The organism is Hyalangium versicolor, from assembly GCF_020103695.1.
GTDB classification, from domain to species: Bacteria; Myxococcota; Myxococcia; order Myxococcales; family Myxococcaceae; genus Hyalangium; species Hyalangium versicolor.
In genome coordinates this window covers 170,044-196,980 of sequence record NZ_JAHXBF010000016.1, presented here as the reverse complement: position 1 = coordinate 196,980, position 26,937 = coordinate 170,044, and the positions used below count along the sequence as shown (strand labels likewise).

Annotated in this window: 22 protein-coding genes and 2 tRNA genes; 17 read left to right on the top strand and 7 right to left on the bottom strand. The window is 67.7% G+C overall.

The genetic code is table 11. From position 1 onward, the window contains the following. Complete coding sequence (locus KY501_RS31165; RefSeq protein WP_224367270.1) at positions 1–1,833, top strand: PAS domain-containing protein; 1,833 nt, start codon at positions 1–3, stop codon at positions 1,831–1,833. A 30-nt stretch (positions 1,834–1,863) separates the two neighbouring features. On the opposite strand, the gene KY501_RS31160 is transcribed toward KY501_RS31165, so the two are convergent. The 3 genes from KY501_RS31160 to KY501_RS31150 form a co-directional block, all read right to left on the bottom strand. Beyond that, positions 1,864–3,399: a hypothetical protein gene (locus KY501_RS31160; RefSeq protein ID WP_224367269.1), complete on the bottom strand. Its 1,536-nt coding sequence runs from the start codon at positions 3,397–3,399 to the stop codon at positions 1,864–1,866. 78 nt (positions 3,400–3,477) lie between these two features. Next, complete coding sequence (locus KY501_RS31155; protein WP_224367268.1) at positions 3,478–5,550, bottom strand: hypothetical protein; 2,073 nt, start codon at positions 5,548–5,550, stop codon at positions 3,478–3,480. Next, on the bottom strand, positions 5,550–7,907 hold the full coding sequence (locus KY501_RS31150; RefSeq protein ID WP_224367267.1) for a bifunctional metallophosphatase/5'-nucleotidase: 2,358 nt from the start codon (positions 7,905–7,907) through the stop codon (positions 5,550–5,552). Before KY501_RS31150 ends, KY501_RS31155 begins: the two co-directional genes overlap by 1 nt. 120 nt (positions 7,908–8,027) lie before the next feature. On the opposite strand from KY501_RS31150, the gene KY501_RS31145 reads away from it, so the two are divergent. The 13 genes from KY501_RS31145 (at position 8,028) to KY501_RS31080 (ending at position 22,993) form a co-directional block, all read left to right on the top strand. Beyond that, on the top strand, positions 8,028–8,699 hold the full coding sequence (locus KY501_RS31145) for an NUDIX hydrolase (RefSeq protein ID WP_224367266.1): 672 nt from the start codon (positions 8,028–8,030) through the stop codon (positions 8,697–8,699). Positions 8,700–8,781: 82 nt separating this feature from the next. Next, on the top strand, positions 8,782–10,245 hold the full coding sequence (locus KY501_RS31140; RefSeq protein WP_224367265.1) for an MFS transporter: 1,464 nt from the start codon (positions 8,782–8,784) through the stop codon (positions 10,243–10,245). An 86-nt stretch (positions 10,246–10,331) separates the two neighbouring features. Continuing rightward, positions 10,332–11,903 carry a hypothetical protein gene (locus KY501_RS31135; RefSeq protein WP_224367264.1) on the top strand — a complete coding sequence of 524 codons (1,572 nt, stop codon included), beginning with the start codon at positions 10,332–10,334 and terminating at the stop codon, positions 11,901–11,903. A 195-nt stretch (positions 11,904–12,098) separates the two neighbouring features. Continuing rightward, on the top strand, positions 12,099–13,013 hold the full coding sequence (locus KY501_RS31130) for a hypothetical protein (protein WP_224367263.1): 915 nt from the start codon (positions 12,099–12,101) through the stop codon (positions 13,011–13,013). A 69-nt stretch (positions 13,014–13,082) separates the two neighbouring features. After that, on the top strand, positions 13,083–15,644 hold the full coding sequence (locus tag KY501_RS53730; protein WP_309243010.1) for a tetratricopeptide repeat protein: 2,562 nt from the start codon (positions 13,083–13,085) through the stop codon (positions 15,642–15,644). A 6-nt stretch (positions 15,645–15,650) separates the two neighbouring features. Then, positions 15,651–16,511, top strand: coding sequence for a hypothetical protein (locus KY501_RS31115; protein ID WP_224367262.1), 861 nt, complete (start codon positions 15,651–15,653; stop codon positions 16,509–16,511). 87 nt (positions 16,512–16,598) lie between these two features. Continuing rightward, positions 16,599–17,006 (top strand): acyl-CoA thioesterase, encoded by a 408-nt coding sequence (locus KY501_RS31110; protein ID WP_224367261.1) that lies wholly within the window; start codon positions 16,599–16,601, stop codon positions 17,004–17,006. A gap of 126 nt (positions 17,007–17,132) precedes the next feature. Next, entirely contained in the window at positions 17,133–17,903 is a 771-nt protein-coding gene (locus KY501_RS31105) for an SDR family NAD(P)-dependent oxidoreductase (protein WP_224367260.1), read from the top strand. A 149-nt stretch (positions 17,904–18,052) separates the two neighbouring features. Beyond that, positions 18,053–18,250, top strand: coding sequence for a hypothetical protein (locus tag KY501_RS31100; RefSeq protein WP_224367259.1), 198 nt, complete (start codon positions 18,053–18,055; stop codon positions 18,248–18,250). A gap of 117 nt (positions 18,251–18,367) precedes the next feature. Beyond that, a complete protein-coding gene (locus KY501_RS31095; RefSeq protein WP_224367258.1) occupies positions 18,368–19,114 on the top strand; it encodes an HAD family hydrolase in 747 nt (248 codons plus the stop codon). A 118-nt stretch (positions 19,115–19,232) separates the two neighbouring features. Beyond that, entirely contained in the window at positions 19,233–20,357 is a 1,125-nt protein-coding gene (gene pdhA, locus KY501_RS31090; RefSeq protein ID WP_224367379.1) for a pyruvate dehydrogenase (acetyl-transferring) E1 component subunit alpha, read from the top strand. Positions 20,358–20,411: 54 nt separating this feature from the next. Further along, entirely contained in the window at positions 20,412–21,398 is a 987-nt protein-coding gene (locus KY501_RS31085) for a pyruvate dehydrogenase complex E1 component subunit beta (protein WP_224367257.1), read from the top strand. 5 nt (positions 21,399–21,403) lie between these two features. Beyond that, complete coding sequence (locus tag KY501_RS31080) at positions 21,404–22,993, top strand: pyruvate dehydrogenase complex dihydrolipoamide acetyltransferase (RefSeq protein WP_224367256.1); 1,590 nt, start codon at positions 21,404–21,406, stop codon at positions 22,991–22,993. Positions 22,994–23,074: 81 nt separating this feature from the next. Here the strand turns inward: KY501_RS31080 and KY501_RS31075 are convergent, their stop codons facing one another. Beyond that, positions 23,075–23,281 carry a hypothetical protein gene (locus KY501_RS31075; protein ID WP_224367255.1) on the bottom strand — a complete coding sequence of 69 codons (207 nt, stop codon included), beginning with the start codon at positions 23,279–23,281 and terminating at the stop codon, positions 23,075–23,077. Positions 23,282–23,444: 163 nt separating this feature from the next. Between KY501_RS31075 and KY501_RS31070 the strand changes: the two genes are divergently transcribed. Together KY501_RS31070 and KY501_RS31065 are read left to right on the top strand one after the other, a co-directional pair. After that, the gene (locus tag KY501_RS31070; RefSeq protein ID WP_224367254.1) at positions 23,445–23,714 is read left to right on the top strand and encodes a DUF2795 domain-containing protein; all 270 of its coding nucleotides are present in this window, start codon (positions 23,445–23,447) and stop codon (positions 23,712–23,714) included. Between the two features lie 147 nt (positions 23,715–23,861). Beyond that, positions 23,862–25,019 (top strand): sensor histidine kinase, encoded by a 1,158-nt coding sequence (locus KY501_RS31065; protein WP_224367253.1) that lies wholly within the window; start codon positions 23,862–23,864, stop codon positions 25,017–25,019. On the opposite strand, the gene KY501_RS31060 is transcribed toward KY501_RS31065, so the two are convergent. Further along, positions 24,991–25,578 (bottom strand): hypothetical protein, encoded by a 588-nt coding sequence (locus tag KY501_RS31060; RefSeq protein WP_224367252.1) that lies wholly within the window; start codon positions 25,576–25,578, stop codon positions 24,991–24,993. The two genes, KY501_RS31065 and KY501_RS31060, sit on opposite strands and share 29 nt — an antisense overlap. A 69-nt stretch (positions 25,579–25,647) precedes the next feature. Here KY501_RS31060 and KY501_RS31055 point away from each other — a divergent pair, with 69 nt between their 5' ends. Continuing rightward, a complete protein-coding gene (locus KY501_RS31055) occupies positions 25,648–26,616 on the top strand; it encodes a response regulator (RefSeq protein ID WP_224367251.1) in 969 nt (322 codons plus the stop codon). An 83-nt stretch (positions 26,617–26,699) separates the two neighbouring features. On the opposite strand, the gene KY501_RS31050 is transcribed toward KY501_RS31055, so the two are convergent. Together KY501_RS31050 and KY501_RS31045 are read right to left on the bottom strand one after the other, a co-directional pair. Then, a tRNA-Glu gene (locus tag KY501_RS31050) sits at positions 26,700–26,771 on the bottom strand. A 58-nt stretch (positions 26,772–26,829) separates the two neighbouring features. After that, positions 26,830–26,900, bottom strand: a tRNA-Gln gene (locus KY501_RS31045). Between the last annotated feature and the right edge of the window lie 37 nt (positions 26,901–26,937).

Genomic DNA, 26,937 nt, shown 5'->3' with positions numbered 1-26,937 from the left:
ATGAGTTCCTCCCGATCCCTGGCTGACTTCCTGACAGCCCACCGAGACATGCTCGTGGAGCGCTTCAAGGTGCGCGTCTCGGAGACGCTGGCGCCCGAGGGCCTCTCCGAGAGCGAGTTGGAAGATCAGTTGCCGGACTTCCTGGACGCACTGATCGATGCCATTCGGGTCAATTCATGGCCTCCCGCGCGAGTCTTCAGCCGCAATGCCACGGCGGAGCACCACGGGCGCCAGCGCTGGCAGGTAGGCTTCGATCTGGATGGGCTCACGCGCGAGTACGGCCTGCTGCGCGACTGTATCTTCGAGCTCGTGGAGGAGAAGGGAGAGACCCCCACGATCCGTGAGCTGCGCATCCTGTCGGACTGTGTGTCCGCGGCCACCGCGGACTCGGTGACGCAGTACGTGGCCTACAGCCGGGAGCGCCAGCGTGAGGGAGAGGCGCGGCTCCAGGCCATCATCGACAACGCGCCAGCGGCCATCTACGTGACGGATGCGGAGGGCCGCTGCCTGGTGGCCAACCGGCGCTTGGAGAGCATCTTCGGCCTGCCCAGGTCCGCCATCCTGGGCAGGACGGACTACGAGCGCCTGCCGAAGGAAGTGGCGGACGTCACCCGGGGCAATGATCGGCGCGTGCTGGTTGAGAACAAGCCGCTGGAGACGGAGGAGGTCATCCCCCAGTCGGACGGACTGCACACCTATATCTCCTTGAAGTTCCCGCTCCACGACGCCGAGGGGCGGCCCAACGCGGTGGGCGGCATCTCCACCGACATCACCGAGCGCATCCAGGCGCAGCAGGCGCTGCGAGAGGCGCAGATGCGGCTGCGCACCGTGCTGGGCCACATCCCCATCATCCTCTGGGCCTTCGACACCCAGGGCATCGTCACCCTCATGGAGGGCAAGGGGGTGGAGCGGCTGGGCCTGAAGGAGGACACCTTCCTGGGGCGCTCACTCTTCGAGATCTTCCAGGGCACTCCCTGGGTCCTCGCCAATGTGCGCCGGGCGTTGGCTGGCGAGGAGTTCGTGGCCGAGGAGGAGCGCGCGGGCCGTTGGTTCGAGGTCCACTATCTTCCGCACCGGAACGCCTACGGCCGGGTAGAGGAAGTGCTGGGGCTGACCCTGGATGTGACGGAGCGCAAACGCGCGCAGGACTTCCAGCAGCGGTTGCTGGGCATCGTCGGGCATGACATCCGCAGCCCCATTTCCGCCATCAACCTGAGCGCCATCACCCTGCTCAAGCAGGAGGGTCTGCCGGCGGGGTACCTGCGCCCGCTCCAGCGGATCGCCAGCAGCGCGGATCGGATCGAGAAGCTCGTCGCCACGCTGTTGGACTTCACCCGGGTGCAGTTCGGCCAGGCCCTGCCGCTCCATGTCGAGCGGGTGAACCTGGGCTCACTCGCGGAGCAGGTCTGCGACGAGGTGCGCGGCGCCTGGCCCCAGGCCCAGGTAGAGCTCGTCTCCACGGGAGAGCTGTGGGGAGAGTGGGATCCAGGGCGGCTGATGCAGGTGATGGGCAACCTGCTCACCAATGCGCTGCGCCACGGCCAGACGGATGCTCCCGTGCGCGTGCGCTGCGAGGGAGAGGAGGGTGGGGTGGTGTTCGAGGTGCACAACGAGGGTGCCCCGATCCCCGAGCCGGTGCAGGCCCACCTCTTCCAGCCCTTCAAGGGAGGGGAACGGACGAGCTCCCTGGTGAGGGAAGGCCTGGGGCTGGGCCTCTACATCGTCCGGGAGATCGTCGCGGCGCACGGAGGCCGCGTCACCTTCGAGTCCACCGAGGAGCGCGGCACCACCTTCATCGTGCGGCTGCCTCGGGGGCCCGTGGCAGCCGCCTGAGCGGGCCGGGCTCCCCGAGGCCTTCGGCGCTTAGAAGCGCGCCTGGAGCAGCGTGTTGAAGCCCAGCGCGCTGGGCTTCTCGAAGCGAGGCTGCGCCACGCCCGTCACGTCATCCCGGAACGTCGTCCGGTTGTTGTCGAACGTGTAATAGACCTCGCCCACCGCAGCCACCGTCTCAGAGAGATCCCACCGGAAGGTGGCCTTGGCCGAGAGGATGGGCTCGGGCTCGCACGCCGAGTTGCTCGAGCCGCACGTCTCCGGGAGGATGCTGAGCTGGTTCACGTCCCGCACCACCACCGTGCGCGTGCCCGTCAGCCCCGGAGGCGGGTTGTTGCCGCCGCCGAGGAACTCGGGGCTGCGGTACGAAGCAGGCTGCTGCACGCCGAGGATGACGCCCGGCGTGAAGTGGAGCGAGGGGATGTAGTAGTCCGCACCCGCGGCGATGAACATCTCCGGCTTCAACTGCGTGCCGTCCGGGAAGTCCCGGTACGGCGGCAGACCCGGCACCTCGAACTGGATGAAGGACAGGCTGCGGTAGAGCCCCAGCAGGTGGAAGCGCCAGTAGTCCAGCTTCGCCCGCGCCTGCAGCGCCACCGCCGTGGCTCCCTGCGGCACCGTCTGGGCGAACACGTCCGGATCCTCCAGCGTCTGCACCAGGTAGCTGCCCTCGAGCGACACGGAGTAGGACAAGCCACCCGGGTAGGACTCGGGGGCGAAGAAGCGCTGGTACACGTCCGGATCGTTCCGGTACAGCCGGAAGTCCACGCTGGTGCCCACCGGCACGCCCACGTGGTACACGGCCTGCCCGGACACGCCCGCCGAGTTCACCGGCGCGCGGATGCCCTGGTTGGCCAGCCCGGGGATGATGCCCTTCTGGAAGTAGCCGGCGCCTGCCTCCACCCGCAGCGTCTCCAGCACGTCCACGCCCGCGCCCGCCATGGCGCCGTAGAGCGTCTCCTTCTCCAGGATCAGATCGTTGAGCACCAGCGACGTCTTGCCGCCCAGGAAGGCGTACCAGCGATCGCGGGTGATCTGCAGCTTCACGCCCGGCACGCCATCGGCGGCGGCGCGGTTGGTGAAGACGCCGCTGCCGCCCCAGGAGATGCGGTAGGCGTAGCCCAGGCGGAAGCGATCGGCGGACACCGGGAAGCCGGTGAGGGAGATGCCCTCCTTCTCGCCCCAGCCCGGCGGGGTGTAGTTGAGGCGGATGTAGCTGGAGTTGTCTCGCAGCGTCACCCCGCCCGAGGGCTGCTCCAGCACCAGCAGCGTGAGGGCCGCCTCGGTGGTGAGCCCCTCGAAGAAGGCGGGCATCCGCTTGTAGAGCACCACGTTCGACAGCGTCTCGAAGCCGGAGAACTTGGTGTTGAAGTTGTCGTAGAACTGCGTGTTCTGGTTGCCCGCGCCGAAGTGGGCGTTGGGGCTGTTGGGCGTCGTCTCTCCCGCACCCGCCAGGACGTTATCGTCCGCGAATACGAAGGACAGGCGGGTGTCGACGAAGTCTCCTGCCCAGGCAGGCGCGGAGAGGGACAACAGCCCGGTCAGGGCCAGGGTGCGCAACGTTTTCAAACTACCCTCCAAGGACGCGGTGAGGGGACCGCGCCTCCCAAGGCCCCGTTTCCGGGGCGAGCTTCTCTACTACGGCAGCTACTCCGCCGGGCACTGTTTGAGGGGACGGGGGCACTCGCCCGCCGGTCCCGGGAAACAGCACACGTCATCCGCGTCCCGGGGCGAGACGATCCAGCGCGGACGGGCGGCCGTCACCTGCTTCAGGTGTCCCGTCACGTTGTAGGTGGCCTCGTGCAGCAACTGGCACTGGCGTTTGCGCTCGGCGTCCGAGTCCGCCTCGCTGCAGTCCACCTGGAGATCCGGCACCGCGTCCCGGGTGATGATGTTGACGCGGGTGCGGCTGTTGAGCGCCACGTGGCACTGGCCCTTGTTGATGACTTCTCCATCCGCGAGGAAGGCCACGTACAGCTCGTTGCCGGTGAGCACGTGATCCAGGCGCGTGCGGGCGGCCAGCTTCTCATCCGCGCTGGTGGCGGTGACGCCCGCGGGCCCGAACTTCACGAAGGCCGGCGTGTCACACCACACGCGCACCTGGCCCTGGCCGTTGACGCCCGTGGTGAGCGCCGTGCTCGTCGTGCGGGAGGTGGTGGAGACAGTGATCACCTGGGTCCTGCTCGGCAGCGACTCCTCCAGCCCCGCCTCGCGCGGGCCCGGGCCGGACAGCTCCACCGGGAATTGACCAAAGCCGATGTACGAGTTGCGCTCCGCGCAGACCTTGCCGGCGAACTCGCCATAGCCCACCGTGCAGTCGATGTTGCACTGCATCTCGTTGTCCTCGGGGCTCGGGCCATCCGCGCACGTCTTCCACGCGCCGCCGCTGGCACCCTGGCAGAAGAAGGGCACCGAGCCGTTGCCGTTGAAGTCGCAGTTCTTGAAGGCCACGGGGAAGCGCACCCGCCGCAGCTTCACCAGCGCGGACTCCAGGCTCTCCATCTTCATGTTGCCGTAGCTCTGGCCGCACAGCGCGTCGGTGACGTAGGGCGTCACCACGTTGTCCAGGCCGCAGTGGCGCAGGGTGAGCTCCTTCACCGGCACCTGATCCAGGTACTTGGTCCACTCGGCGGGGGGCAGCTCGCGAACCTTCTCGCGGATGATCCAAGCGGGGAAGGTGAGCTGCGTGGAGCCCGCGAAGTCCTGCACCGAGCCGGACAGCGACCAGAGCAGGTCGCCCGGGTAGAGGCCCTCGGGGAACGAGTAGTTGTAGATGTAGATGGAGCCGTAGGTGCCGGGCAGGAAGCCATCCGGCTCGGGCGTGCGGACGTTGGAGCCCGTGCCCGTGAACTCGCGCACGCGGCAGGCCGTCAGGTCCGTGACGAAGAAGCCACCCGGATCCAGCCCCGTCACCACCAGGGTCATCAGCTTGCCGTCATTGGGATCCTTCTTCGTGGCATCGGCCGGGTCGTAGCCGGGCGGGCAGCTCTGTACCAGCGGCGCGCCGGACTCGGGCGGGCGGCCCACGGTGAGGAACTGCGCGGCGAAGGGCGAGGTGCGGTTGTCGCTGTACGTCTCAGGCTCCTGCACGCGCCCCAGCGTGGGCTCCTCGAAGGAGACGGGCGCCGTCAGGCCCGTGGCGTAGCTGTAGGGGCCGCTATTCGAAGGAGGCAGCGCGCCCGCGTCCATCACGCCGCCGTCGGCGTAATCGAGCTCGGGGGGCTCGTCCTGCACCCAGACGCGGACCGGGCCGTAGATATGGGACACGCGTACGGTGCCAGAGCCCTTGCCTTCCTTGAGCGTGGTCCACCGCAGGGAATAGCTGCCGGAGAGATCGCCCGGGGTGACGCGGAAGGAGACCGGGCCGTTGAAGGTGTCGAGCGCCTTGCCGCTCTTGTCGAGCGCGGTGATGTCGACGTCGATGTCCACCAGACCCTTGGGGATGGAGTAGGGGCAGTTGGGGGTGCCCTTCTCCGAGGCGGGGACCTGGTCCGGGTTGTTGTTGTACCGGGCCAGGCAGGCGCTCACCAGGGCCAGCGGCGAGCGGGTCTCCCGCGTCACGCCATTGGAGTCCGTCGTGACGACGACGCCCTCGATCTTGCGGACCTCGGCCTTGAAGGAACTCACCCCCGAGGGGTTGTTCTCGGCGGTGGAGATGCGTCCATCCGTGGAGTAGCAGCCGGCGGCCGCCAGGGCCGCTACCAGGAGCAGGCGCTTCATCACTTCACCCTCCGGCCGATGCGGCCATCCTCGATCGCGTTGGCGATTGCCCGGGACGTGGGGTTCTCGCAGAAGCTGCGCAGCTGCGGGGTGATGGTGCCGCAGACGGGATTGGTGCCGGCCAGTGCATCCCGGCAGCTACAGCGGCCGGTGTACGGCCCATCCGGGATGCTGCCGCACGCGGCCTTGATGTCCTCGGCCGTCGTGCCGCAGCTCGCGGCTGCGTCCGCGTCCTTCTTGCCCAGCGTCTGGAGGCAGGTGCAGCTGCCGACCTGCTTGCCCAGTGCGTCCTTGAAGGTCTGCGCCCCGCTGCAGAAGCCGCGGACCTGCTCGTCCACCACCCGCTGGCCGTTGACGAGCGCGCCGCAGGGCTCCCCCGTGGAGGAGGCCGACTTGCCGGCGTTGATGTCGTCGCAGGTGCAGAAGCCCTGCATGTAGCCGATGAGCGAGTCACGCAGGCTGATGCCCGTCTCGATGCGCGTGGTGTTGCGCTTGAGCACCGTGAAGCCCGAGCCGCCCTTGGCGATATAGTCGTTGACGGCGATGCGGTAGGTGCCGTTGGGATCCAGCGGCTTGCCGTTGATCTGGATGTTGATGGCGGGGTGGGCCCAGCAGCGCTTGCTGCTCACGTCCTCCAGGCACTGCCAGGGGGCATGGCCGTCCCGGCCTTCCTTGGGGCACTGATCGACGCCGCTCTCCGCGCAGTCGATGCGCAGGTCATTGATCTGCACCTGGGCGCAGTCCATGGTGAAGCGCGCGCCGGAGATCTGCGCCTGGCTGACGCAGCCGCGTTCCGAGGAGCGCTCGGCGACGAAGTCGAACATCTCCTGCATCTCCACGCCGGACAGGTACATGATGTTGATCGTGTTCTCGAAGGGGAACACGTTGAACATGGCCTCCTGGGTGACGACGCCGGCATAGAGGTTGTCGCGGATGCCCAGCGAGTTGGTGACGGCCATCTCCGCCTCGACGCGGCGGCGCTTGCGCATGGAGTCCGCGGCGATGTTGCCCAGGGGCGAGTCTCCGCCGGTGGAGTTGCTGCGGCGGGCGACGTCCCTGGGCGCGTAGGAGAAGATGGAGGTGAGCTGGAGGGCGGTGTCCATCTTCAGGATGTAGTCCTGGAGCAGCTGGGTGGTGGGCCGGTCCTCCTGGTTGCGGCACGCCTCGATGGCCTGGCGCACCTGGGGGAGGGCGGCGAACTGGCCCGCGTTCCAGAAGTTGTCGGTGTAGTAGGCGCGCATGGCGTCATCGCACCAGAGCGAGTCCAGCGGGAAGACGCGGTAGTCGTGACTGACGAGCTCCGCGCCGTCCAAGGTGGGCTCCTCGGGTACCTTGACGACGAGATCCAGGCGGCCCACGTACTTGGCGAACGCGCCGGAGTGGGCCAGCAACACCTTGCGGCCGCTCGGATCGGTGATCTGCTGAGGTGGGTTGAGCACCACGTGCAGGTGGCCGCCGAGGATCACGTCGATGCCGGACACGCCGGGGATCTGCACGCGGACCACGGACTTGGGGTTGCCCACCTCACCGGACCACTCGAGGATCTTCCACGGGTTGCGCTCGCGCTCGATGAAGGGCTTGGCGCGCTCGTACTCGTAGAAGGCCTCGTAGCCCAACACCATCTGCTGATCCTCGGTGAGGCCCAGGTGGCTGGTGATGACGACGAGATCCGTGACGGGGCGCAGCAGATCCACATAGGCGCGCGCCGCCTCGTTCTGCTCCAGCGGAGTGACTTGCAGGGAGTTGCCGCCCTCGACGATCGAGTTGAGCGAGGAGAGGTTGGCCATGCCGATGATGCCCACCCGCAGGCCCTTCACCGTGCGGATGGTGTACGGCGCGGACACCTGCGCGGCGCCGTTGTTGCTGCTGTCGGCGGGCACGTCCCAGTAATAGTTGGCGGCCAGCAGGGGGAAGCTGGCGAAGTCGCGCGCCTTCTGCACGAAGTTGGCGGCGCCCGCGTCGAACTCGTGGTTGCCGATCACGGCCGCGTCCAGCCGCACGTCCGAGAGGAACTTGAACTCCACCTCTCCGTTGTTGACGTTGAAGATGGGCGCGCCCTGGAAGCAGTCTCCGGAGTCCAGGTGGAGAACCCGGTCTCCCTTCTGGCGCTCGCGCTTGAGGATGGCGGCGATGCGCGTGGCACCGCCGAACGGGCCCGCCTCGGGGATCAGCCCCAGGTCCGTGTCCGTCTTCAGCGGGGCGAAGTCATAGGGGAGCAGCCGCGAGTGGATGTCCGCGGTATGGAGGAGGGTGAGGCGAACCTCCTGGCCGGCGAGCTGGTATTCCTCGCCTTCCAACACTGGCATGCACGAGGCAAACACCAGGGCACACAGGAGGCCGATCAGGGCACGACGCATCAGGTGGGTCCGGGGGGGTGTTGTGAAAGGGACTCAGCAGGAGACGGCGCAAGGTACGGGATCAGGCAGGCACGGGCAAGCGACGCGGGACGGCCGTAATCACCCGCCAGGGAGGCAGGCATGCGCAGCGGCGACACAACCGTGACGGATATCGAGATCATCGAGGATTTCTCGTCTACCGCGAGGTGTGACGAGGGCTTCCTGAGGCTGCGGAGGCTGCGCTGCCGCAACCGGCGTGCGGATGGATCCACATCGCCGGTGTACCGCGTGGATGTGGTGGATCGCCCGCGGCTGGATGCGGTGGCGGTGCTCGTCTATCGCCGCGGCGCGTCGGGGCTGGAGGTGCTCACGCGCAAGAACCTCCGGCCCGCGGCCTACTTCCGCAAGGGCAAGGAGATGGTGGTGCCGGATCCGGTGAGCTACCTGATGGTGGAGGAGCTCGTCGCCGGAGTGATGGAGGTGGAGGACAAGGGAGAAGAGGGGGTGCGGCGCCGCGCGGTAGAGGAGGTGCGCGAGGAGGCCGGCTATGAGGTGCGGCCCGACGAGATCCAATTGCTGGGAGGCGCTTTCTTCGTGGCGCCAGGGATCCTGTCGGAGAAGGTGTTCCCCACGGCAGTGGATGTGACGGGCAAGGAGGCTCATCCGCCGGAGGGGGATGGCTCTCCATTGGAGGAGGGGACGCGGGTGCAGTGGCGTCCGCTGCCCGAGGTGCTGGCGGCGTGCCGTCACGGCGAGGTGCCGGACGCGAAGCTGGAGATCGCCATCACCCGGCTGCTGGCCGAGCAGTCGTAGCCGCACCGCGTGGGTTGGCCGCCGGTGGGGGACCGGATAGGGTGCGTCGCCATCCTCTCCCTGCTTCACCGAGGTTCACCGCATGTCGTCCCTGCCCGCGTGGCTGCAGCAGTTGCTGCCGATCCTCATCCTGCTCGCGGCGATCGCGCTGGTGCTGGCGCGGCTGCCCAAGGTGGAGTTGGGGCACTCGGAGGCCTTCAAGCGCCGGCGGTTCCTCAACTGGTTCCCGCTGGGCATGACGTACGCGTTCCTCTACATGGGGCGCTACAACCTCAATGAGGCCACCAGCGCGCTGGGCCACCGCACGACGAACGCGGACTTCGGCACCATCTTCTCGTGGGGCACCATCGTCTACGGCGTGGCGTTTCTGCTCAACGGGCCGCTGACGGACAGGTGGGGCGGCCGAAGGACGATCCTCATCTCCGCGGGCGGCTCCGCGCTGTGCAATGTGCTGATGGGCCTGGTGGTGTACGCCGTGCTGGCTCAAGACTGGCAGCCGCCGGGCGGGCTGGTGGTGACGCTGTCGGTGCTCTACGCGGCGAACATGTACTTCCAGAGCTTCGGCGCTGTCTCCATCGTCAAGGTGAACGCGGCGTGGTTCCACCTGCGCGAGCGCGGGCTGCTGGGCGGCGTGTTCGGCATCCTCATCTCGCTGGGCCTGTACTTCGCGTACGACTGGAGCCGGATGATCGCCAAGGCGGCACCCACGTGGTGGGTGTTCTTCGTGCCGGCGCTCATCCTTGTGGCCTTCGTGGTGCTGGACTTCTTCATCATCCGCGACACGCCGGGGGAGACGGGCCACCCGGACTTCGAGACGGCGGATGCCTCGTGGGAGGACTCGGGCAAGCGGCTGTCGCTGGGCCAACTGCTCGGGAAGATGCTGAGCAACTCCACCATCGTCGTCATCCTTCTGGTGGAGTTCTGCAGCGGCTTCATGCGCAACGCCATCATGCAGTGGTACCCCAAGTTCGCGAAGGCCACGGGCGTGAGTGACAGCTTCGTCGCGGTCAACTGGGGCATGCTTCTGTGCGTGGCCGGCATCACCGGCGGCATGTTCGCCGGCGTCATCTCCGACAAGGTGTTCGACTCGCGGCGTGGCCCCGTGTCCGCCGTGCTCTATGCGGGCATGACGCTGGGCGCGCTGGTCTCGCTCTTCCTCATCGAGCACAACCTTCTGCTCGGGTGGACGGTCATCTTCATGTCCCTGTGCGTCATCGGCGTGCACGGCATGCTGTCCGGTACGGCCACCATGGACTTCGGCGGGAAGAAGAACGCGGGCGTGGTGGTGGGCATCGTCGACGGCGCCGTCTACGCGGGCACCGCCGTCCAGTCGCTGCTGCTGGGCAACATCCTCCCCTCGGGCGACGCGGCCAAGGTGGTGCGGAACTGGAGCAACTGGCCCATCGCCCTCGTGCCCCTGTCCGTGGTGGGGCTCGTGCTGGCCACCCGCGTGTGGAACGCCCGGCCCCAGGCAAAGGTTGCGGCCCCAAGCGCTTCGGTGATGGCCCCCACCTCTCCCTCGGGGAAGACGGGCACGGACGGCTAGCGCCAAGGGGATGGCTCGCGTTCAGGGGCGGACGCCCGCACCCCGGCGGCTTCTATTGTGACAGCCGTGTGACGTAGAATTCAGGGGTGCCTTCGGAATCCGCTCCACTGCTGCAGAACCGGTTGGAAGTCCACGACCGGAAGCAGTTCGAGATCAAGCTCGAGTACCAGCCGTCCGGAGCGGATGACGAGACGCGTTACCTCGTGGAGATGTTCCTGTTCCTGCCGAACAGCCTGAACATCGACGCGGAGACGTACCCCCGCGCGGATTTCTACGCGGACATCCACAACTACGTGCGCTTCACCACGCCGGTGATGAGCCTGGAGGAACTGCTCACCTCGGACGCCTCGCCGCTGGCGAGCCTGGAGGCGTGGCTGCGCACGGGGCTCGGCACCGAGGCGGACATCGTCTACCAGGCCAAGCTCCTGTGCTGCGTGTTCCGCGGGGCGCTGCGTCGCTTCGCCCAGTTGGTGGACAGCCGCTGCGAGCCGCGCGCCGCCGCCACGCTCAGCGAGGCCGAGTGCGGAGAACTCCAGCGGCTCGTGCTCACCTGGCAGGAGGGGGTGACGCGGGTGCTCGCGCGTTTCCGCGCCTGGTCCAAGGTCGTCAGCACGCTGCGGTTGCAGGAGAAGACGCGCGCCTCGCTGCGGCTGGTGGACGAGTACATGAGCCTCACGGTCGAGCAGTACTTCCGCAAGGCCGTGGCGGACATGGACTCGCTGCCGCGTTCGGGCATCTACATCGAGCCGCGCAAGGCGCTGATGGGAGGCCTCATCGGTGAGGAGACGTACCGCAAGGAAAACCAGCTGCGCAGCGTGCTCAGCCCCACCGGAGACAACGAGGAGTACATCTTCCGGATCGGGTTCCTGAAGAAGTTCTGCATGAACATCCTCTTCCTCTCGGCGCAGCGGAAGCAGAAGCGCCAGGGTTGGGAGGAGGTGCTGTTCGCCATCGCGGCGGGCCTGGCCATGGCCTTCGCCACGGCGGTGGCCTTCTGGGCCCAGGCGCGCTTCACCCAGGTGAGCCTCAACTTCTTCCTCATCGCCGTGGTCGGCTACATGGTGAAGGATCGCATCAAGGAAGGCCTGCGCCGCATCTTCAGCCGGTTCGCCTCCAAGCACCTGTTCGACCGCATGGCCGAGATCGTCGATCCGGTGACCACGCGGTGTCTGGGCTCGCTGGAGGAGCGCGTGGACTACGGCCGCACGGTGAAGGTGCCGGAGGAGGTCGCCGCGCTGCGCCGCCTGGATGACTTCATCACCGTGTCCCAGGGCGAGCTGTCCGAGACGGTCATCCGCTACCAGAAGGAGATCGTCCTGGACGCGGAGCTGCTGCCGCGCACCCAGCGCGGGTTGACGGGCGTCACGGACATCATCCGCTTCAACGTCGAGCGCTTCCTGCGCGACATGGACGATCCAGAGTTGGCGCTCGAGTACGTGGACCTGGAGGACTTCTCCGTGGGCCGCGTGCGTGCCGCCAAGAGCTACCAGGTCGATCTCGTCTTCCGCTTCACCACCGACGAGGCGGACCAGGAGAAGGTCTCCGTGCAGATGGTGCGGCTGGTGCTGGATCGCAACGGCATCAAGCGGATGCTGCGCGTGCGGCCCGACGAGCCCGGCCAGCCTCCGCATCCCGAGCCCTACCGCAACGCCGCCTGAAAACCAGGATTTCGGTGCAGAATCGTGACTCGGGAAGAGTCACGATTTATCATTTTCTGCGTAAAGGGCTGGACTTTTCCTCCAAATTTGCGTCTACACTTTAAAATTACACCGGATTGGGGGCCGTCTATGAGACGTCACAGGTTTGGCACGGCGAATTTACGAAGGTCGCAAGGGGTACGGGCCGCCACCCTGTTGGGGCTGACGGCGTTGTGCGGGGCCATCTGGGGATGCGGCCCCACGGAGCTCCCCGAGGAGGAGGCTGGGCTGAGTCAGAGCTCGCAATCCCTCACGGACTTCAATGGGCTGGCGACCAATGGGCTGGCGACCAACGGATTGGCGACCAATGGGCTGGCGACCAACGGATTGGCGACCAATGGGCTGGCGACCAACGGGCTGTTCTCCGTGTGGCTCAACCAGGATCCGGAGGTCCGGGTGGACCTGATGAAGTACATCATCGCCTGCGCGGTGCCGGCCGGAGAGGTGCGCACCTACACCAACAAGAAGACGGGGAAGAGGTACCAGTGGGAGGGGCAGATGGGGCTGACGCCGTCGTGGGCGGCGGGCCACCCCGCCACGGAGGTGGAGGAGCAGCTCGTGTCCGCCTGCCTGGCGGCCCATGCCAACCCCTACGGTCTCCACGTGAACTTCTCCCTGCAGGGTAGGACGGCGGTAGGCACGGAGATTCCGTTCACCTCGCAGGAGCTCTCGCAGTACAGCGTCCGCGAGTCGTGCTTCTTCGGAAACCTCTTCCGGAATCAGGGGCTGTACGCCGGCAACGATCGTAACTCGTTGGACCCGGACGAGAGCACGGTGCGCGGCTGTGGGCTGTCTCGGACGATGATCGGCGAGAACCCCGAGTGTGAGCCCATCTACCGTGTCGGCCGGTGTGATCTCTTCACGTGCACACTGGACGCAACAGGTCGGTACTACACGCAGTGCTTCTTGTTCGGGAAGGCGTACCGGCCGTTGACCACGCGTGTCCTGCCCTCGGCGATCAACGTCTGCGGCGACGGCGTCTGCCAGGTGACCGAGCATTGTGGCAAGGGCTGGGGCGGGCGTGGGAGGACACCCGACAACTGCGGTGTGGACTGCGGTCGCTGCGACTGACACTGGCGCATCCGCCCGTCCTGGTGTCTGCTTTGAGCAGGCCAAGTCTTTCGCCAAGGACCTGGGGACGTGAGCGCCGACGAGCGGAGCACCAGCGGAGGCAGTGGCACTCCTGCGGGGCCGGAGTCGCTTGACGACACCGTCGTCGCGCGGCGGGCTCCGGACGGGACGGTCCTGCTTCCGGAGCTGAAGACTCCCTCGGGGCTGCCTGCCTTCACCACGAGCCCGGAGTGGCGCTCGCTGGCCAGCCGCTACGTCGTGCTGGACGAGCTGGGCCGTGGCGGCATGGGCACGGTGCGAGCCGCGTATGACACGCGGCTGGATCGGCGCGTGGCGCTCAAGCTGATGCGCCTGCAGGAGGACGAGAAGGGCGCCTCGCTGCAGGTGCGCATGCTGCGCGAGGCCCAGGCCATGGCGCGCTTGAGCCACCCCAACGCGGTGGCCGTGTACGACGCGGGCACGCTGCAGGACGACACCGTCTTCATCGCCATGGAGTTGGTGGAGGGGCAGACGCTGCGGCAGTGGTGTCTACCGGGGCGGCCGTGGCGCGAGGTGCTGGGGATGTTCGTGGCGGCGGCGCGCGGGTTGGCCGCGGCGCATACGGCGGGGCTGGTGCACCGGGACTTCAAGCCGGAGAACGTGCTGGTGGGCAAGGATGGGCGCCCCCGCGTGACGGACTTCGGTCTGGCTCGAGCGGCCGCTCCTCCGCGCCTGGAGCCGGGGGCGGTGGTGCCGCAGAACACCGGCTCGGACACGGATCACGGGCTGATGGTGGGCACGCCCGCGTACATGGCGCCCGAGGTGTTGTCGGGCCAGCCGGTGGACGCGCGCAGCGATCTGTTCTCCTTCTGCGTGGCGCTCTACGAGGCGCTCTATCAGAAGCCCGCGTTCCCGGGCGACAGCATCGCCGAGCGCTGGGAGGCACAGCGTCAGGGGCACCTCAATCCTCCGCCCGAGACGTCGCCTGTTCCGGCTTGGGTCGCCGCGGTACTGCGGCGGGGCCTGAGCGTGGATCCGACGCAGCGGCATGCCTCCATGCAGGAGCTCATCACCGCGCTGGAGGCGGATCCCGAGCAGAAGCGGCGGGCCTTGCTGCGCGCGGTGGGGTTGGTGCTTGGGATGGGCGCGTTGGTGGCGCTGGCATTCACGTGGGGCACGCAGGAGCGGGTGGACTGTCAGCAGATGGAGCGGCGGTTGGCGGGAGTCTGGGACGCTCCGCTCCGGCAGCAGCTGCGCAAGGCGCTGCTGGCCACGGGGCTCTCGTATGCGGAGAGCACGGCGGAGCGCGTGCAGGCAGCACTGGATGGCTATGCCGGCGAGTGGAGCCGGCTGCGCACCGAGGTGTGCGAGGCCAGCCGGGGGAGTGACGAGGGGCAGCGCGATCTGATCACCTTGCAGGTGTCCTGCCTGGAGCGTCGGCGGGCCCAGCTCGGCTCGGTGGTGAAGTTGCTGTCGGCGGACTCCAGCCCGGAGATGTTGTCGCAGGCGGCGCAGGCGGTGCAGTTGCTGCCTCCGCTGGAGGAGTGCGCGAACGCGCAGGCGCTCACTACGGCGGTGCCCATGCCTCGCGAGCCTGAGGCGCGGGCTCGGGCCGAGGAGCTGCAGGCGAAGGTGGACCGGCTCGAGTCCATGTGGATGGCGGGCAAGTTCCAGGAGGGCTTGGAGTTGGGGCGGGAGGTGCTGCCCGAGGTGGAGGCGCTGGACCACGCGCCGCTGCGAGCCCAGGCCCTGTACCACCTGGGGCGGCTGCAGGGGGCGGGAGGCCACTTCGAGCAGGCGGACGCTCTGCTTCGGCAGGCGCTGGTGCAGGCCGCGCGCGCGAAGGATGACGTGCTGCTGGCGCGGCTGTGGAACATGCTGATCTGGAACTCCGAGGTCCGCATGTCGCGCAGCCCGAACGTGCTGGACACGGAGACGGTGCTGCTGGAGACGGCGGTGGAGCGCGCGGGGGACGATCTGGCGCGGGCCGAGTCGCTGCACATCCTGGGAGGCGTGCTCTACAAGGTGGGGCGGCTCGAGGATGCGCTCGGGCGGTTCCAGCAGGCGGCGGTGCTGATGGAGAAGGTGCTGGGGCCGGAGCACCCGTTCGTGGCCGCCATGCACAACAACGCGGGGGTGGTGCTGACGGAGTTGGGGCGCTTCGAGGAGGCACGTGCCAGCTACGATCGCGCCCTGCAGATGACGCAGAAGGCACTGGGACGGGATCACCCGGAGGTGGGCAATACGCTCACGGGCCTGGGCCGTGCGCTGGTGCGAGTGGGGCAGTTGGACGAGGCCGAGCAGCACCTTCGCAGGGGACTGAGCATCTCGGAGAAAGCGCTGGGGCCCCGGCATCCTCAGGTCGCCGAGGCCTTGTTGGGCCTGGGTGAGGTGGCCGTGGCGCGAGGCCGCCCCGCCGATGCGCTGGCGCCCCTGAGGCGGGCGCTGGATGAGGTGAATCCTCCCGAGCGGGCGGAACTCCAGTTCATGCTGGCGCGCGCATTGGAGGCGGCGGGGCAGGAGTCGGATCGGGCCCGGAGCCTGGCCAACGAGGCGTTGGCTCACTACCGCGCCATCGGGAACAAGCCTCGGAGCGAGGAGGTGTCTCGCTGGCTGGAAGAGCATTCCCGTATCAGCCTCCGGCGTCCGTGAGGCTCCATGAGCCGAGTTCCCTCCAGCCATCTCCTGGCGGCGCGGCATCGCTCGGCGGCGCGGCACAACCGCGCCATGATCTGGGCCTCGCTGGCGCTGAGCGTCATGGTTGTCTGGTGGATCATCATCCTGTCGAGCGGGCTCTACCGGCGCTTCACGTTGGGGGGCTGGCTGCTGTCACCTGGGCTGACGGCGTACGTGCTCTGGAGCCTCGTTCGAGGGATGCGTGCGGTGGTGCACCCGTCCATCGATGACTTCGAAGTGGGCGGGGATGCTTCGTCGGAGCTCGCCGCCGCGGGGAAGGCCAACAAGGACTCGCTCGAGGGGATCAATCGTGGACTGGAGTGGATCATGTCCGGTCCCCTGGGCATGGCACCGGCCTTTGCGCTGGTCCTCTTCGGCATCGTTTCTCTCTGCGTGCCCCTTGGGGTGCTGTTTGTCCTGTCGACGGAGGAGCAGCCGCTTCGTGTCCTCTGGCGGCTTGCGCGCGAGATTGTCCGGCTCGAGATCCCAGCCGTGTGGGGATTCCTGTTCGTGGGAGTGGGGATGCCGATGTTCGCGCTCGGAGTGGGAGGTGTCCTCTGGGGGCTCAACGACCTCTGGGAGCGAGCGCATCGTCGAGCCTCGCCCCGGTGGCGGGAGTGGCTCGTCGGGGCGCGTGAGGATGCGGGCAGGGCGCTCGTTTTCAGCACTTCGTGTCTGCTCCTCGTTGTTCTTCCCTGCGGGGTGCTGCTCTTCGCCGGCTTCGACTCCATCTCCGTTGCCATGCTCCTGAGCCTGGGGCTGATCCTGGGAGTCGGTGGGCTGGTCTGGGCGACACTCCGCCTGGGCTTCGGCACCGTGCGCCGGAGACTGAAGCGTGGCTGAGGGCGAGCTGGCGGTGCGAGACGCTTGCCGCTGCGTTCTCCCTCCCAGGGCGTTGGATTCTCCTATGCTGCTGGCGGGAGGTGTCGCATGCCGTTCTCCATCCGCGTGCAGGTGAGCCCGCAGGACCTCGATGAGCTCCAGCATGTGAGCAACGTGGTCTACATCCGCTGGCTCCAGGATGTGGCCCTGGCGCATTCGGCGTCGGTGGGGTTGAGCTTGGAGGCGTACCGGCAGTTGGGAGCCGTCTTCGTGGTGCGCCGACACGAGGTGGACTACCTGCGGCCCGCGCTCCTGGGGGACACGGTGGAGGTGGAGACGCGGGTGGTGGAACGGAGTGCGGTGACGGCGACGCGGCAGAACTTCATCCGTCGGGTGGCGGACGGGCAGGTGTTGGTGCAGGCGCGGACGCAGTGGGCGTACGTGTCCACGACGAACGGGAGGCCGGTGCGCATCCCTCCCGAGGTGGTGCAGCGCTTCGCGATAGAGCCCTTGTGAGCGGATGCTGTTCGGAGTTTCGCGGGAGGCTTCGCGGCCGGATGCATTCTCTTGGTGGAGTTCACGCTGGCGGCTACTTACGGAATGAGCCCTCGCGATATGCGAGGGGCCGCAAGGGGAGAGCGCATGGACAAGGTTGTCGTGATCACGGGAGCGAGTGGGGGAATCGGTGCGGAGCTGGCGCTCCAACTCGGAGCGAAGGGCGCGAAGCTGGTGCTGTCGGCGCGCCGGAAGCCAGAGCTGGAGGCGGTCGCGGCCCGCGCGGGGAGCGAGTCGCTCGTGGTCGTCGCGGATGCGACGGTGCGAGGGGACATGGAGAAGCTGCGCGATGCGGCGCTCCAGCGCTTCGGCCGGATCGACGTGTGGGTGAACAACGCTGGGCGAGGCATCACCCGCTCGGTGGCGGAGCTCACGGACGAGGACATCGACGTGATGATGCGCGACAACGTGAAGAGCGCGCTCTACGGGATCCAAGCCGTGCTGCCGCACTTCAAATCGCGCAACGCGGGGCAGATCGTGAACATCTCCAGTGGGCTGGCGCGATTGCCCCTGGCGGCGTTCCGTTCCGCGTACAGCGCGGCCAAGCATGCGCTCAACGCGCTCAGCGCGTGCCTTCGCCTGGAGTTGAAGCAGTCCCATCCTGGAATCACGGTGACGGTGGTGATGCCGGGCGTGGTGGCCACGGAGTTCGGTATCAACGCGTTGGGAGGTGGGCCTGACTCGCGCACGTTGCCGGGGGCGCAGAGCGTTGAGGACGCCACGAAGGCGATCGTCGATGTCATTGAGAGCCCACGGGCCGAGGCATACACGAACCCCGCCACGAAGGCGGATGTCGAGCGCTACTACCGGGACGTCGAGGCGTTCGAAACGGAAGTCGCCGCTCGTTTCCGGCGCTGAGAGGGAAGGGAACCCAAAAGATTGGAAGGGGCCAGAGGACCCAGGAGGTCCCCACACGGACTGAATGGCCGGTGGCATGGCTGATCCACTCCGAGCGTGGCTTCTCGGCTGTCAGAGGCTCGGGCTAGACCTGATGCTGCATGGGTCGCATGAAGCCACGTCCTCCGATGGATCTGCCCGCCACCGAAGCCGAGCAGGCGCTCTTCGAAGAGCGCGCCGCGATCCGGGAGTTCCTGGGCGGGATGTCGCGAGCAGAGGCGGAGGAGGCGGCTCGAGAGGATGTGAAGCGCATCCTGGCAGTGGAGCGAGAGCTCGACTCCGGCTGGCGGTCACGCATCAAGCCCTGACCCGTTCGCTGGCGGGGGGACCCGCGCCGAGACGAGGGGCCCGCGACCTGTCAGCCGAACGTCACCGTGGTTTCCTGGGCATTCCCATGGCGTGCTGCGTATATCCTCGCGGCTCCCATGGCCTACGACGACTTCAAGAGCCGGATCCGTGAAGGCTGGCAGGACACCCTGCACACCATCCTAGAGAAGGCCCGCTCGCTCGGTGCGGGAGCCGTGCTGGCCTTCGATCTGGACTCCACCCTGTTCGACAACCGCCCGCGCCAGGCGCGAATCCTTCGGGAATTCGGCGCGGCGCGCGGGCTGACACCACTCGGGGTGTGCATGGCCTCTCACTGGAACACTGGGTGGGACATGAAGAAGGCCATGCTCAATTGTGGCCTGGCGCCCGAGCAGGTGGAGGCCGTCTATGACGATGCCCGAGCCTTCTGGCTGGAGCGCTTCTTCACCAGTGAGTACTGCGTGGACGACGTGGCCATCGACGGAGCTGCCGCCTTCACCCACTCCGTGGCGGGCACCGGCGCCCAACTCGTCTACGTGACGGGCCGGCACGAGGGCATGCGGGATGGCACCATGGAGTGCATGCGCCGCCACGGCCTGGCGCTGCCGGGCGAGGGCTCCACCCAACTCCTCATGAAGCCCACGCCGCGCGAGAACGATGACGCCTTCAAGCGCGAGGCCCATGCGCGCCTGGGGCAGATGGGCCGGGTGATCGCTGCCTTCGACAACGAGCCCACCCACGTCAATGACTACCAGCACCGCTTCCCCGAGGCGACTGTCATTCATCTCGCCACCGATCACTCCGGCCGCCCCGTGCAGTTGCTGGAGGCCGTCATCTCCATTCCTCACTTCAACGGCGGAACTTGACGCGGTGCGTCCAATTGTCAGTTTGGCTTTGAACTCCACCTGCCGCGCGCTATGAGGCGCACGGCGTTTGGATTGCCCCAGTCGGGATTGGGGCAACGTCTTCAGGAGGCAGCTCTCGGTGGCCAGCCAGTACTCGAAGGACCTGCTGTTGACGATGTACCGGAAGATGTACCTCATCCGCCGCTTCGAGGAGCGCACGGACCAGCAATACAAGCAAGGCAAGATCGCCGGCTTCTGCCACCTCTATATCGGGCAAGAGGCCGTCGCCGTGGGTGTCACCGAGGCCATCCGCCCCGATGACTACATGCTCTCCGCCTACCGCGATCACGGCCAGCCCCTGGCGCGTGGCTCGGACGCGGGCATGGTGATGGCGGAGCTGTTCGGCCGCGGCACCGGCTACAGCAAGGGCAAGGGCGGCTCGATGCACATCTTCGACATCGAGCACCACTTCTACGGTGGCTACGGCATCGTCGGCGCGCAGATCCCCCTGGCCGCCGGCATGGCCTTCGCCAGCCGCTACCGCAACGAGGACCGCGTCACGGTCTGCTACTTCGGCGACGCGGCGGCCAACCAGGGCTCCTTCCACGAGACCTTCAACATGGCCGCCAAGTGGAAGCTCCCGGTCATCTACATCTGCGAGAACAACCGCTATGGCATGGGCACGGCCATCGGCCGCGTATCCGCCGAGCCGGAGATCCACAAGCGCGCCGCCGCCTACAACATGCGCGGCGAGGCCGTGGACGGCATGGACGTGCTGAAGATGTACGAGGCCATCAAGTCCGCCGCCGAGGACTGCCGCGCGGGCAAGGGCCCCGTGCTGCTCGAGGCCAACACCTACCGCTTCCGCGGTCACTCCGTCGTCGACCCCGCCACCTACCGCTCCAAGGAAGAGGTCGAGGAGGAGCGCAAGACGAACGACCCCATCCTCAAGGTCAAGGACTACACCCTCAAGAAGAAGCTGGCGACCGAGGCGGAGTTCGAGTCCATCGACGAGGAGATCAAGGCCCAGGTCGACGCGGCGGTGAAGTTCGCCGACGAGTCCCCCGAGCCCAGCCTGGACGAGCTGTGGCGCGACACCATCGTCGAGCCGGGTGAGGAGGACGTGCGCCCCCGCGAGCGCGTGCTGGGCCAGAAGGTGAAGTGGCCCTCGTACCCCTCCGGCCAGGAGCTGAAGGTGACGTGGGATCTGGAGCCGCGCGAGAAGGCCGAGCGCGAGGACAAGAAGGCGGGCCTGGCCCGCTAGCACGCCGTCTCCCAACCCTTTACTGAATACGAGCCCAGAGTCGGAGCCAACAACATGGCCGAGTTGATGTACCGCGAGGCGCTGAACCAGGCACTCGCCGAGGAGATGCAGCGCGACGCCAACGTCTTCCTGATTGGTGAGGAAGTCGGCCGCTACAACGGCGCATTCAAGGTGTCGCAAGGGCTTCTGGACAAGTTCGGCAGCGCTCGCATCATCGACGCGCCCATCTCCGAGCTGGGCTTCGCCGGCCTCGGCGTGGGCGCGGCGATGGTGGGCCTGCGGCCCATCGTGGAGATGATGACCTGGAACTTCGCCATCCTCGCGATGGACCAGATCGTCAACAACGCGGCCAAGCTGCGGCACATGTCCGGCGGCCAGCTGCGCTGCCCCATCGTGTTCCGCGGCCCGGGCGGCGCTGGCGGCCGGCTCTCCAGCCAGCACAGCCAGGCGCTCGAGGCCAACTACGCCCACTTCCCGGGCCTCAAGGTGATTGCCCCCGCTACCCCCGCGGACGCCAAGGGCCTGCTCAAGTCCGCCATCCGCGACGACAACCCCGTCATCATGTTCGAGGGCGAGCGCCTCTATGCCATCAAGGGTGAGGTGCCCGAGGGTGAGCACGTCGTCCCCATCGGCAAGGCGGACGTGAAGCGCGAGGGCAAGGACGTCTCCATCATCACCTGGAGCCGCATGTACTACTTCGCCGAGGAGGCCGCGAAGCAGCTCGAACAGGAGGGCATCTCCGCGGAGATCCTCGACCTGCGCACGCTGCGGCCGCTCGATGAGGAGGCCATCCTGGCCACGGTGCGCAAGACGAACCGCGTCGTCATCGTGGAGGAGGGCTGGGCCCTGGCCGGTGTCGGCGCCTCCGTGGTGGACATCATCCAGTCCAAGGCGTTCGACGACCTGGACGCGCCGATCGTGCGCGTGACGGGGCTCGATGTGAACATGTCCTATGCGGCGAACCTCGAGAACGCGACCCAGCCGGACGCGCCGAAGATCATCGCCGCCGTGAAGAAGGTCCTCTACCGAGAGGGAGCCTGAGAGGTATGTCCAACCCCATCCCGATGCCCTCGCTCTCCCCGACGATGAAGGAGGGGAAGATCGTCAAGTGGCTCAAGAAGGTAGGGGACAAGGTCTCGTCCGGTGAGGCAATCGCCGAGGTCGAGACCGACAAGTCCAACCTCGAGATCGAGGCCTACGACGACGGCGTGCTCCTGCAGATCGTCGTGGGCGAGGGAGAGATGGCCCTGGTGGGCGCTCCCATCGCCTACGTCGGCGCCAAGGGCGAGAAGGTCGAGGCCGGCAAGGCCCCCGCACCGGCTCCGTCCGCTCCCAAGGCCGCGACGCCCGCTCCCGCACCCGCCGCGGCGCCTGCTCCTGCTCCCGCCGCTGCTCCGGCGGGTGGAGGCGAGGGGATTCCGATCCCGATGCCTTCGCTCTCCCCGACGATGAAGGAAGGCAAGATCGTCAAGTGGGCGAAGAAGGTGGGCGACAAGGTCGCGTCCGGCGAGATCATCGCCGAGATCGAGACCGACAAGTCCAACCTCGAGATCGAGGCCTACGACGACGGCGTGCTGTCGAAGATCGTCGTGGGTGAAGGCCAGATGGCGCAGGTGGGCGCTCCCATCGCGTACATCACTGGCAAGGGCGGCAAGGCTCCGGCCGCGCCTGCTCCGTCCGCCCCGCAGGCTTCGGCTCCCAAGGCCGCTGCCCCCGCTCCGGCGGCTCCGCAGGCTCAGGCTCCCAAGGCCCCTGCTCCCGCTGGAGGCCGTCTCCGGGCCAGCCCGCTCGCCAGGAGGATGGCGAAGGACCGTGGCCTGGATCTCGCGGCGCTGCACGGCTCCGGTCCGCTGGGCCGCGTCGTCAAGCGCGACGTCGAGGCGGCGCTGGCCCAGGGCGCTCCGGCGGCCCAGAAGCCCGCGAAGGCTCCTGCCGCGGCAGCGCGCGCGGGCGTCCGTCCCGAGCCCCAGTCGGTGCCGATCTCGTCCATGCGCAAGGTCATTGCCCAGCGCATGAACGAGGTGAAGCCGGGCGTGCCCCACTTCTACCTGACGGTGGACGTGGAGATGGACGCGGCGATGAAGATCCGCGAGGAGGCCAAGGCGCTCGAGTCCAAGGTCTCCGTCAACGACATCATCGTGAAGGCGGCGGCCATCGCGCTGAAGCGCTACCCGAAGATCAACGTCTCGCTGCAGGGCGATCACGTCCTCCAGTTCGGGACGGCGGACGTGGGGATCGCCGTGGCGCTGGAGGAGGGGCTCATCACGCCCATCATCCGGGACGCGGATCAGAAGGGCCTGTCGGCGATCTCGGCCGAGTCCCGCGAGCTGGCCGAGCGTGCCCGCAAGCGCGCGCTCAAGCCGGACGAGTACACGGGCGGTTCGATCACCGTGTCCAACCTGGGCATGTACGGCATCGACCAGTTCGTCGCCGTGATCAACCCGCCGCAGTCGGCCATCCTCGCGGTGGGCGCGGTGGCGGACAAGGCGGTGGTGCGCGACGGGCAGATCGTCGTGCGCAAGATCCTCACGGTGACGCTGTCGGGTGACCACCGCGTCATCGACGGCGCCACCGGCGCGGAGTACCTGCGCGAGCTGAAGGCGCTGCTCGAGCACCCGATGCGGTTGCTGTTCTAGCCTCCACGAAGAGCCGCGCCTCGCTCCAGTGCACGGAGCGAGGCGGCGGCCCGCGGGTGGTTCAGGGGACCTCGGAAGTGCTCAGCTCCGGGGCTCCTTCTTCTCGTCCATCTCGTCCTCGAGCTTGCGCTGGGCCTCGGTGACGCCAGCCTGCGCCTCGCGCGGGGTACCGGTGGGCAGATCCTCCTCGTGATCCTTCGATCGGCCTGGAATGCCAGGCCACGGCTTCGGCCGGGTCGCCTCCGCGTGCCGGATGTGCTCCACGTAGCCCTTCTCCTTCTTCGCCATATCCGCCTCCTCTCGTGTCCGTGGAGATACGGTGAGGTGTGGAGGTGGAGGTAGCCATGAGTCAGCCAGCGCGGAGCCTGTTCACTTGCTTGCTTGGCAGGCGATGAAAAAAGCCCGCAAGAAGCCCGTCGCCTGCTTAACTTCCCTCCAAATGAACGACGACATGACACGGGCCCGGTCCATCGCTGGTGAAGGTGGGTCGGAGGCGCGTGCGAAGCCGCTTCCCTCGCTCGCATCCCTGGTGCGACAGGCGCTCCAAGGCGCGGTGTACCCGCTCTCCACGGAGCAGTTGAGCTGTGTGGCCCGGGAGAACGCTGCCCCTGCGGAGCTCCTCTCGCTGCTGGGTGCACTGCCTCGCGGAGAGTTCCGTTCGATCGACGCCGTGGAGTTCGCCCTCGAGGCCGAGGCGCAAGAGCGGTCCCGCGATCGATAGCGGGGTATGCCGGTCTTGAGACGCGGCGCGTCACGTCCAGGCCCGCTCGCTGAGCAGCTTCCCTTGGGATGAAGATGCGATGGCGCCGTGTGGCGTTATCCTGTCGGTATTCCAGGCCGCCTCCCTCCTCGGTCCGGAACCCTTGCCATGAGCCCGTACGATCTTCCTGCAGTGCTCTACTGTGACGACGACGCCCTCAACCTCCGGGTGTTCGACGCCAACTTCGGGCAGCGCTTCCGAATCTTCCGTTGCTCCTCGCCCAATGAAGCGCTGACGCTGCTGGAGCAGCGGCGCGGGGAGATCGGCGTCGTCATCTCCGACCAGCGCATGCCCGGCATGAGCGGCGTGGAGCTGCTGGAGCGCGCTCGCACGCTGGCGCCGGATGCCAAGCGCATGCTCGTCACCGCCTACGCGGATCTCCAGGCGGTGGTGGACGCCGTCAACCGCGGCCAGGTGACGCGCTACTTCGTCAAGCCGTGGGATCGCGCGGAGATGCTCGCCGCGCTCGAGGATGCGCTGAAGATCGCGCGCCTCGAGCTGAAGATCCGCGAGGTGGAGAGCCGGATGATGAAGGCCGAGCGTCTGGCCACCCTGGGCCAGGTGACGGCGGGCATCGCCCACGAGCTGATGGGCCCGGTGGGTTACCTCTCGCAGAACGTGGCCGCGCTGCGCCGGGACATCGAGGGCGTCATCGCCTACGTGAACAAGCACCTGGCGACGGATCCGGATCGGAACGTCAGCGAGACGGTGAAGGATCTGCCCGCGCTCATTGGAGACCTGGGCACGGGCACCGAGCACCTGCGGCAGGTGGCGCACGGGCTGAAGGCGCAGGCGCGCGGCGACGAGACGGAGCAGGCGGCGGAAGTCTCCGAAGTGGTGTCCTTCGCGGTGAAGCTGGCTCGCGCCGAGGTGCGTGACAGGGCGCGGCTCACCAGCAACGGCGATCCGGTGCGGGTGCTGTTCGGCCCGGTGAAGCTCTGCCAGGTGGTGCTCAACCTCGTCGTGAACGCGGCGCAGGCCATGGAGGGCATCGGCCGGCAGGGGAAGATCGACGTGCGCTGGACGACGAAGGACCACAACGTGGTGCTCACCGTCTCGGACAACGGCTGCGGCATTCCCGTGGAGCTGCAGGAGAAGGTGTTCCAGCCGCTCTTCACCACCAAGCCGGTGGGCATCGGCACGGGGCTGGGGCTGTCCATCTGCAAGGAGCTGGTGACGCAGTACGGCGGCAAGCTCAAGCTGACCTCCGTCCCCGGCGAGGGCACGGACATCGAGATCAGCCTGATTCGGGCGCCGATGCCTTGAGCCCGAAGGCGTTGTGGAGCATGCGCCACACGCGGTGGAGCGTCTCCGCCTCGTGGGGGCGGACCTGCTCCACCACCGCGGCGCGGCGCTCCTCCCGGTGCTCCGGGGGGCCCGCCTGCCAGGTGACGATGATGGCGTAGTGCCCGGAAGGGCGTTGGATCACCTGTACAGCCGTCACGTCGTTGAAGGAGATGGTCTCCGTCCGGGTGGCCGAGGGGGCCCAGCTCAGGCGCTCCAGCCGGAGCGTCTCCGTGGCGAAGTGCAGGACGAAGCGCCTGCGTCCCAGGTGGGCCTCCTGCCGCAGCGCGTACCCGACCAGGGCGGCCGCCGCCAGCGCCAGGACCGCTGGGGTCCCATAGTGACTGGGAGTGAGGATCAGCAGGGCGAGGCTGCCCACGCCACAGGCCGCCGCCAGCAGCAGGCACAGCTCCGGGATCAGGCGCTGGCCCAGGGCGGGGGGTAGGGACTCCCCGACCATGCGGCCCTCGTCGTACCTCAGGCGCACGTCTCCAACCCGCGGGGGGATGCGGTTCTCCACCAGGGCGTCGGCGAAGCTCACAGCCTACAGCATAGGCCGGCTCTTATCGTCCCTCGAAGTTACCTTCGAGCTGTGAGATCCTCCCCCCAAATGGATCTGCCGTTCGAGACCGAGGAGGGTGAGGAAGGAACGGGGGGGACGCTCGCCTCGACCCTATTGGTTGTGGATGACGAGCCCGTTGTCCTCGACGTGTGTGGCCGTTTGTTGGCGCGAGAGCCGGATCTCGTCGTCACCCAGGCCACCAGCGCCGAGGAGGCTCTGCCGTTGTTGCAGAACCAGCGCATCGACGTGCTCATCACGGACAAGAACCTGCCGCAGATGAGCGGCATCGAGCTCATCGCCGAGGCGCGGCGCCTGCAACCCGCGCTCGAGGCGATGATGATCACCGGCTACGCCAGCTCGGAGTCCGTGATCGCCGCCTTCGCGGCGGGGGCCAGCGACTACATCCTCAAGCCGTTCGATGATCTGCGCGTGCTCCGAGCCAAGGTGAGGGCCGCGCTGGAGCGGCGCTCCGGACGCATCAAGGGCCGCGAGCAGGCTCGGGATGTGGCCCGCCAGGCCGCCGCGCTGCTGGAGAGCGGACAGGATGCACCGGAGCCGGCTCACCAGGCGCTGGAAGACGAGCTGCGCAACTACGAGCAGACGGTGAAGAGCGGGGCGATGGCGGGACGCGTCGCCGTGGTCGGCAGCCCCGAGGCCGTGCAGGTGATGACGGCCGAGGGCTTCCAGGCCGTGGAGCTCCCGGCCACCTCACCGGAGCTGGAGCACTGCGACGTCGTCATCCTCGAGACGGGCGAGCCCCGCTGGCGGATGCTGGCGGAGATCCTCCAGGCCCGCTCGCCGGACGTGCTGCTGCTGGCCAACCCGCAGGCGGATCTCGCGGATCTGCTGGAGGCCATCGGCCTGAGGCTGGATCTCGTCGGCTTCGGATCGACTTCGGGAACCCAGGCGCTGCCGGAGCGGGTGCGGATGCTGCTGGCGAGCCGGAGCATCCAGCGGGCGCAGACGCGGCTGGCCAACGCGCTGCTGCTCTTCCACCGGAGCATCACCCGCCGCTGAGGCGGGGAGGGCCGTGGGCTTGGAGCCGACTCCGAGCCCGCAAAAGCGAAACGCCCGCTCTCTTTCGAGAGCGGGCGCCTCAGTGACCCTGCCGGGATTCGAACCCGAGTTTGTGCCGTGAGAGGGCACCGTCCTAACCGCTAGACGACAGGGCCGTTGCAACCGCGCTTCAAGTATCGCTTCGGGTGTCTCACGTCAACCGAAGTTTTTCAGCTGGGGAACTAGGATTCGAACCTAGATAAGCAGAGTCAGAGTCTGCTGTCCTGCCGTTAGACGATTCCCCAAGGACTGCGGTGCTGCGTGCTGCCGACTGCGTGACTT

What these genes read in the sequence shown, in the direction of transcription:
- KY501_RS31165 (WP_224367270.1), top strand. Translation starts at nt 1, where the DNA reads ATGAGTTCCTCCCGATCCCTGGCTGACTTCCTGACAGCCCACCGAGAC.
- KY501_RS31155 (WP_224367268.1), bottom strand. Translation starts at nt 5,550, where the DNA reads ATGAAGCGCCTGCTCCTGGTAGCGGCCCTGGCGGCCGCCGGCTGCTAC.
- KY501_RS31150 (WP_224367267.1), bottom strand. Translation starts at nt 7,907, where the DNA reads ATGCGTCGTGCCCTGATCGGCCTCCTGTGTGCCCTGGTGTTTGCCTCG.
- KY501_RS31145 (WP_224367266.1), top strand. Translation starts at nt 8,028, where the DNA reads ATGCGCAGCGGCGACACAACCGTGACGGATATCGAGATCATCGAGGAT.
- KY501_RS31140 (WP_224367265.1), top strand. Translation starts at nt 8,782, where the DNA reads ATGTCGTCCCTGCCCGCGTGGCTGCAGCAGTTGCTGCCGATCCTCATC.
- KY501_RS31115 (WP_224367262.1), top strand. Translation starts at nt 15,651, where the DNA reads ATGAGCCGAGTTCCCTCCAGCCATCTCCTGGCGGCGCGGCATCGCTCG.
- KY501_RS31110 (WP_224367261.1), top strand. Translation starts at nt 16,599, where the DNA reads ATGCCGTTCTCCATCCGCGTGCAGGTGAGCCCGCAGGACCTCGATGAG.
- KY501_RS31105 (WP_224367260.1), top strand. Translation starts at nt 17,133, where the DNA reads ATGGACAAGGTTGTCGTGATCACGGGAGCGAGTGGGGGAATCGGTGCG.
- KY501_RS31100 (WP_224367259.1), top strand. Translation starts at nt 18,053, where the DNA reads ATGAAGCCACGTCCTCCGATGGATCTGCCCGCCACCGAAGCCGAGCAG.
- KY501_RS31095 (WP_224367258.1), top strand. Translation starts at nt 18,368, where the DNA reads ATGGCCTACGACGACTTCAAGAGCCGGATCCGTGAAGGCTGGCAGGAC.
- KY501_RS31085 (WP_224367257.1), top strand. Translation starts at nt 20,412, where the DNA reads ATGGCCGAGTTGATGTACCGCGAGGCGCTGAACCAGGCACTCGCCGAG.
- KY501_RS31080 (WP_224367256.1), top strand. Translation starts at nt 21,404, where the DNA reads ATGTCCAACCCCATCCCGATGCCCTCGCTCTCCCCGACGATGAAGGAG.
- KY501_RS31075 (WP_224367255.1), bottom strand. Translation starts at nt 23,281, where the DNA reads ATGGCGAAGAAGGAGAAGGGCTACGTGGAGCACATCCGGCACGCGGAG.
- KY501_RS31070 (WP_224367254.1), top strand. Translation starts at nt 23,445, where the DNA reads ATGACACGGGCCCGGTCCATCGCTGGTGAAGGTGGGTCGGAGGCGCGT.
- KY501_RS31065 (WP_224367253.1), top strand. Translation starts at nt 23,862, where the DNA reads ATGAGCCCGTACGATCTTCCTGCAGTGCTCTACTGTGACGACGACGCC.
- KY501_RS31055 (WP_224367251.1), top strand. Translation starts at nt 25,648, where the DNA reads ATGGATCTGCCGTTCGAGACCGAGGAGGGTGAGGAAGGAACGGGGGGG.